Genomic DNA, 7,351 nt, shown 5'->3' on the forward strand with positions numbered 1-7,351 from the left:
CGGAACCTTGGTTCCGTCCATAGAGTCCAGTTATTAGCCAGCTACTCAAAACAGGGCTAGGTTTAGTGCTCTGCCCGTCCCCTCAGTCCGTTGCCGTGCGGACTCAAAGGAGTGATCGTAATGCCGTCCCTCGATAGTCTGAAGTCACTGAAAACCCTACAGATCGACGCCACGACCTACCACTATTTCAGCCTGCCGGAAGCCGCCAAAAGCCTGGGCGACCTCGACAAGCTGCCGATGTCGTTGAAGGTCCTGCTGGAAAATCTGCTGCGCTGGGAAGATGAAAAAACCGTCACCGGCGCTGACCTCAAAGCCATCGCCGCGTGGCTCAAGGAGCGCCGCTCCGATCGGGAAATCCAGTACCGCCCTGCCCGAGTATTGATGCAGGATTTTACCGGGGTCCCCGCCGTAGTCGACCTCGCCGCCATGCGCGCGGCAATGGCCAAGGCTGGTGGCGACCCGCAGCGGATCAACCCGTTGTCGCCGGTGGATCTGGTGATTGACCACTCGGTAATGGTCGACAAGTTCGCCAGCGCCAGTGCGTTTGAACAGAACGTCGATATCGAAATGCAACGCAACGGCGAGCGCTATGCCTTCCTGCGCTGGGGCCAGAGTGCGTTCGATAACTTCAGCGTGGTACCCCCGGGCACGGGCATCTGCCACCAGGTCAACCTTGAATACCTCGGGCGCACCGTGTGGACCAAAGAAGAGGATGGCCGCACCTACGCCTTCCCGGACACGCTGGTCGGCACCGACTCCCACACCACCATGATCAACGGTCTCGGCGTGCTCGGCTGGGGCGTTGGCGGGATCGAAGCGGAAGCGGCGATGCTCGGGCAACCGGTGTCGATGCTGATTCCGGAAGTGATCGGCTTCAAACTGACCGGCAAACTCAAGGAAGGCATCACCGCTACCGACCTGGTGCTCACCGTGACGCAGATGCTGCGCAAAAAAGGCGTGGTCGGCAAATTCGTCGAGTTCTACGGCGACGGCCTCGCCGACCTGCCTCTGGCCGACCGTGCAACGATCGCTAATATGGCTCCAGAGTACGGAGCGACATGCGGCTTCTTCCCGGTCGATGATGTCACGCTGGAATACCTCCGCTTGTCTGGCCGGCCGCCGGAAGTAGTGAAATTGGTCGAGGCGTACACCAAGGCTCAAGGCCTGTGGCGGCTGCCGGGTCAGGAGCCAGTGTTCACCGACAGCCTGGCGCTGGACATGGGCAGCGTCGAAGCCAGTCTGGCCGGGCCGAAACGTCCGCAGGATCGCGTCTCACTGCCGAACGTCGCGCAGGCTTTCAGTGACTTCATCGACCTGCAATTCAAACCCACCAGCAAGGAAGAAGGACGTCTGGAAAGCGAGGGCGGTGGCGGCGTCGCCGTGGGTAACGCCGATCTGGTCGGCGAAACAGACTACGAATACGAGGGCAAGACCTATCGCCTGAAGAACGGCGCCGTGGTCATCGCCGCGATTACCTCCTGCACCAATACCTCCAACCCGAGCGTGATGATGGCGGCGGGGTTGCTGGCGAAGAAGGCTGTAGAGAAAGGTCTCACACGCAAGCCGTGGGTCAAAAGCTCGCTGGCCCCCGGTTCGAAAGTCGTCACCGACTATTACAAGGCTGCCGGCCTGACGCAGTACCTCGATCAGCTCGGTTTTTCATTAGTCGGCTATGGCTGCACCACCTGCATCGGCAACTCCGGGCCCCTGCCGGAGCCGATCGAGAAAGCCATTCAGAAGGCCGATCTGACCGTCGCATCAGTCCTGTCCGGCAACCGCAACTTCGAAGGTCGCGTACACCCGCTGGTAAAGACCAACTGGCTGGCTTCTCCACCGCTGGTTGTCGCCTACGCATTGGCCGGCAGCGTGCGCACCGATATCAGCAGCGAACCGCTTGGCGAGGATCAACAGGGCAATCCGGTGTATCTGCGCGATATCTGGCCGAGCAGCCGGGAAATCGCCGAGGCGGTAAATCAGGTCAATACGGCGATGTTTCACAAGGAATACGCCGAAGTATTTGCCGGTGATGAGCAATGGCAGGCCATCGAGGTGCCGCAAGCGGCGACTTACGTCTGGCAGGACGATTCGACCTACATTCAGCATCCACCTTTCTTCGACGACATTTCCGGCCCTCTGCCGGAAGTGAAAGACGTCAAAGGTGCGCGGGTATTGGCTTTGCTCGGTGATTCGGTAACCACAGACCACATCTCCCCCGCCGGCAATATCAAGGTCGACAGCCCCGCTGGGCGCTATCTGCAGGAGAAAGGTGTCGAGCCGCGCGACTTCAACTCCTACGGTTCACGTCGTGGTAACCATGAAGTGATGATGCGCGGCACGTTTGCCAACATCCGTATTCGCAACGAGATGCTGGGTGGCGAGGAAGGTGGCAACACGATTTACATCCCCACCGGGGAAAAAATGGCCATCTACGATGCAGCCATGAAATACCAGGCGTCGGGCACGCCATTAGTAGTGGTTGCCGGTCAGGAGTATGGCACCGGATCGAGCCGTGACTGGGCGGCGAAAGGCACCAATCTGCTGGGTGTCAAAGCCGTGATTGCGGAGAGCTTCGAACGTATTCACCGCTCCAATCTGGTCGGGATGGGTGTGCTGCCGTTGCAGTTCAAGCTTGATCAGAATCGCAAGAGTCTCAATCTGACCGGCAAAGAGACGTTCGAGATTTTGGGATTAACCGGCGTCGAGCTGACGCCGCGAATGAACCTGCCGTTGATCATCACTCGCGAGGATGGGCGTCAGGAGAAGATCGAAGTCCTGTGCCGCATTGATACGCTGAATGAGGTCGAGTACTTCAAATCGGGGGGGATCCTGCATTATGTGTTGCGGCAGTTGATTGCTTCGTGACGGGATGACATTCGCGCAGGCTGTGATCTTTTTGACTTGGCTTTTAAAAGCAGGATCAAAAGATCGCAGCCTTCGGCGGCTCCTACATTCAGACGAAAAAAAACCCGCCGAAGCGGGTTTTTCCCAAGACCATTATCGACTCCCTGTCGGCAGCGATCCTTGCGATGGTCGATCGTCCATGATCCTGAAACACTCCCTGTGTCTCAGTTGATGTGTGTAGATTACCCAGTGGATCCAATCAGCAATAGTCGTAAAAGCTACCAATGCGTGTAAGACATTCGCCATACAGACACTTCCGAAAACCCTTAGGCCCGTCAGGCACCGCCGCTTTCACGAGCCCTGGCGCTCTCGGCGAGAAACTGTTCAAGCCTGCTCAACTGCTCCTCCCAGCCGCGACTGTCCATGTAATACGCCTCTTTCTGACGGATATCAGGGATGTGCGCGAAGCCGGATTCCGAGACCTTCAGTAGAGTGCCGTCTTCGAAGTCCTGCAATTCGAATTTGACCAGTGTGGTCGGCTCCTGTGAGTAGTCGATTTTCGGGTTGACCGCATACGGGTGCCAACGGAAAGAAAATAACTGCTGCGGCTCGACCCGCTCGATCAGCACATTCCACAAAACGTGTTCATAACCGGGGTACGTGACCTGACCTTGCGTCCATTCGCCGGCGATGAATCGCCTCCCCTCGAGCGCCACGCCGAACCACTGGCCAAACGCTTCGGCATCGACCAGTGCACGCCAGACGTGGGAACGCGACGCCTTGAGCGTGATCTTGCGTTCGAAACTGTTAGGTACTGGTTTCATACGTCACCTCCTGTTCTGAACACTAGGCTTGTATGACCACATGTCCAATACGAAGTTGTATCCAGGCGCTGCAAACATCGATTCGAGCGGACACATCCTGCGGTAGTTTGCGCTCTGTGATCGGCGCCGCTTGACCTGTTATCTTTCCAGCGAATCCGCAGTAACAAGGACGAATCATGCAGCCCTCTCTCGCCGATCGGTATCGCGGCGCCCTCCTCGGCCTGGCTTGCGGCGATGCGGTCGGCACAACAGTTGAGTTCCAACCGCGAGGATCATTCCAGCCGCTGAGCGACATGGTCGGCGGTGGTCCGTTCCAGCTCAAGCCAGGGCAATGGACCGATGACACTTCAATGGCACTCTGTCTGGCCGAGAGCCTGCTGAGCAGAAACGGTTTCGACGCGGCTGATCAGATGGGCCGCTATCTCAATTGGTGGAAATGGGGATACCTGAGCTCCACCGGTGAATGTTTCGACATCGGCATGACCGTCAGCCGAGCGCTGGAACAGTATCAGCGAACCGGGGAGCCTTTCGCAGGGTCGACTGATCCGTTGACAGCTGGTAACGGGTCACTGATGCGGTTGGCGCCCGTTGTGCTGTTCTATTTTCCCGACCTTCGAAAGATCCAGACCTTTGCTGCCGACAGTTCCCGCACAACCCATGCGGCGCCGGAGGCAATTGAGTGCTGTCTATTGCTGGCTGATCTGATCGCAAGAGCGCTTGAGGGTGCGGCGAAAACACAGCTTCGCCGGTCGCAGCTGCTCCAGCTTTCCCAGCCCAAGGTGGTTGCGCTTGCGCGAGGTGACTACCTGGGCAAAGCGGAAAACGAAATCAAAGGCAGCGGTTATTGCCTGCAATCGCTGGAAGCCGCTTTATGGTGCTTTCACCAGACGCAGACGTACGCCGACGCGGTGTTGAAAGCGGCCAATCTCGGTGATGATGCGGATACAACTGCTGCTATTGTGGGTCAGTTGGCAGGTGCTTACTACGGAGCTCGGGCAATTCCCGAGCACTGGCTGGAGCGGCTGCATGAAGGCGAGGAAATCACCGCCACTGCGGATCGCTTGCTTGAGGCCTCCCGGCTACGTACATAATTATCGATTCACTTTTCCACTGGATACAGCGAGAACCTTATGTCAGCGCGTCTGCTTCTGGCCTCTGCGCCCTTTTTGTTTTCCCCTTTCGCCCATGCCGCCGTCGATTGCGCCAACGCCAACGATCAGGCGACGATGAATCAGTGCGCGGGGCAAGCATTCAAAGCGGCAGACAAGGAGTTGAATACGCTCTATCAGCAGATCACCGCGCGCCTTAAAGACAACCCGGACGGAAAGAAGCTGCTGGTCAACGCGCAGCGGGCGTGGGTCAGCTTTCGGGATGCCGAGTGCAAGTTTTCGGCATCCGGGGTGGACGGCGGGAGCGTTTATCCATTGATTTACAGCGATTGCCTGACGGACATGACCAAAACGCGCATCGAGTCGCTCAAGCAATATTTGAAATGTGAGGAAGGTGATATGAGTTGCCCGGTACCCGGCTCGTAGTCACAGGCTCCGCTTGCGGGAGCCTGTGCTGTGAAACCGTTACACTCAGACGTGAGGATCCCCCGGCGCTTTGCTCGGCGCCGCGTATTGCGGCTTGAGGTGGCCATCCTGATCGAGTAACCAGGCGTCCATGATCTGCCGCACGACTGGACCGGCAACACGACCACCCGCCTCGCCGTTTTCGATCATTACCGAGATGGCGATCTTCGGATGTTCGGCCGGTGCGAATCCTACAAACAGTGCGTTGTCACGGTGGCGCTCCAGGGTTTTCTCGCGGTTGTAGCGCTCCCCCTGCTTGATCGCCACCACTTGCGCCGTGCCACTCTTGCCGGCGATGCGGTATTGCGCACCCGCAGCGGCCGCACGGGCAATGCCTCGAGCATCGTGCATGACCATCTGCATGCCGTGGTTGACCTGCTCCCAATCGCGCGGATCCTTGAGCAGGATGTTCGGCATCGGGTGTTCGTCAACCGGCGCTACGCCGTCGACCGATTTGGCCAGGTGCGGCCGATTCCATATCCCTTTGTTGGCGATAAGTGCCGTAGCTTGGGCCAATTGCAGGGGTGTGACCTGCATGTAGCCCTGGCCGATGCCCAAAATAACGGTTTCACCGGGATACCAGGCCTGCCGCCGCGTCGCGCGCTTCCAAGCCTGCGATGGCATCAGACCGGGGGATTCTTCAAACATGTCCAGCGAGACTTTTTCACCGAGGCCGAACATCGCCATGTAATCGTGCAGACGATCGATGCCAAGCTTGTGCGCCAGGTCGTAGAAGTAAGTGTCGTTGGAGCGCATGATCGCCGCGTCCATATCCACCCAGCCGTCACCGCTGTGGTTCCAGTTGCGGTATTTGTGGTCGAAATCCGGTAGTTGGTAGTAGCCGGGGTCGAAGACCCGGGTTTGTGGGGTCACCACGCCAGCGTCCAGGCCTGCAATTGCGACTTCCGGTTTGATCGTCGAGCCTGGGGCGTACAGGCCGCGCAATACACGGTTGAACAGCGGCCGGTCGATGGAATCGCGCAGCGCCGAGTATTCCTTTGAGCTGATCCCCGTGACGAACAGATTCGGATCGAAGCTGGGGTTGCTGACCATGGCCAGCACTTCTCCGGTGGATGGATCAAGAGCAACCACGGTTCCACGGCGATCGCCCAACGCGGCTTCGGCGGCTTCCTGCAATTTCACGTCGAGGCTCAGAACGATGTTTTTGCCAGGCACCGGATCGGTGTGCTTGAGTACCCGCAGCACTCGGCCTTGAGCGTTGGTTTCGACTTCTTCGTAACCGACATGGCCATGCAGCTGCGCTTCATAGAAGCGCTCGATACCGGTCTTACCGATGGATTGCGTGCCGCGGTACTCCACGGAGTCGAGGGTTTTCGATTCCTTTTCATTGATCCGGCCGACATAACCGATCGAATGAGCGAAATGTGCACCAAGGGGATAGTGCCGGACAAACTGCGGTTCGACATCAAGGCCTGGCAAACGGAACTCGTTAACCGCCAACACGGCGATTTGCTCCTCCGTCAGCTCATAAAACAGGGTGACCGGTGTGAACGGATGCCGGGATTGCTTCATCGCCTTATCGAATACCGTGCGGTCTTCAGCAGGCAAGTGCAGCAAGTTGATGACTTCGTCCAATTCTTGATTGACGTCGGTGGCACGCTCACGGGTGATGGTCAGGTTGTAGCTGGGGCGATTGTCGGCGAGCAACACACCGTTGCGGTCGTAGATCAATCCACGCGTTGGCGGTATCGGGAGGACATGGACGCGATTGTTTTCGGAGATGGTCGAGTGGTAGTCGAATTCCACGACCTGAAGGATGTACAGGCGCACCACCAGGGCACAACTGATGGCGAAGACGAACAGAGCACAGGCAATCAATCGTTTATTGACCAGCCGCGTCTCTTTTTCATGGTCCTTGATCGGGATTGGTTCAGGCATTTCTACAGCAACTCTTTGACATAAAATGAGTGCCGATCCGTGGGCAGGACATCAGTCCGTTAAAAAACGAGCTGCACCATACCAAAACTGGCCGTGCACTTCAGGATGAATTTCCCTGATGGCACCCTGAAAAACGTTCTCGCAGGCAAAACAAAACCCCAACTGCTTTCGCAATTGGGGTTTCGGAATTTAATCTTGACGATGACCTACTCT

The 7,351-nt window shown here is 57.7% G+C and carries 5 protein-coding genes; 3 read left to right on the forward strand and 2 right to left on the reverse strand.

Translation table 11 applies throughout. The annotated features are described in order from the left end of the window. Positions 1-120: 120 nt before the first annotated feature. Positions 121-2,862: an aconitate hydratase AcnA gene (gene acnA, locus AC4IHP_RS24160; protein ID WP_490832927.1), complete on the forward strand. Its 2,742-nt coding sequence runs from the start codon at positions 121-123 to the stop codon at positions 2,860-2,862. A 314-nt stretch (positions 2,863-3,176) separates the two neighbouring features. Here acnA and AC4IHP_RS24165 read toward each other — a convergent pair whose 3' ends face one another. Then, positions 3,177-3,665 (reverse strand): SRPBCC family protein, encoded by a 489-nt coding sequence (locus AC4IHP_RS24165; RefSeq protein WP_016775506.1) that lies wholly within the window; start codon positions 3,663-3,665, stop codon positions 3,177-3,179. A gap of 176 nt (positions 3,666-3,841) precedes the next feature. Here AC4IHP_RS24165 and AC4IHP_RS24170 point away from each other — a divergent pair, with 176 nt between their 5' ends. Further along, complete coding sequence (locus tag AC4IHP_RS24170; protein ID WP_460120434.1) at positions 3,842-4,756, forward strand: ADP-ribosylglycohydrolase family protein; 915 nt, start codon at positions 3,842-3,844, stop codon at positions 4,754-4,756. Positions 4,757-4,795: 39 nt separating this feature from the next. Further along, positions 4,796-5,200 carry a lysozyme inhibitor LprI family protein gene (locus AC4IHP_RS24175; protein ID WP_460120436.1) on the forward strand — a complete coding sequence of 135 codons (405 nt, stop codon included), beginning with the start codon at positions 4,796-4,798 and terminating at the stop codon, positions 5,198-5,200. A 45-nt stretch (positions 5,201-5,245) separates the two neighbouring features. Here AC4IHP_RS24175 and mrdA read toward each other — a convergent pair whose 3' ends face one another. Then, positions 5,246-7,138, reverse strand: coding sequence for a penicillin-binding protein 2 (mrdA, locus tag AC4IHP_RS24180; protein ID WP_490832928.1), 1,893 nt, complete (start codon positions 7,136-7,138; stop codon positions 5,246-5,248). Positions 7,139-7,351: the final 213 nt, after the last annotated feature.

It is taken from the genome of Pseudomonas sp. UF-293, from assembly GCF_058245595.1.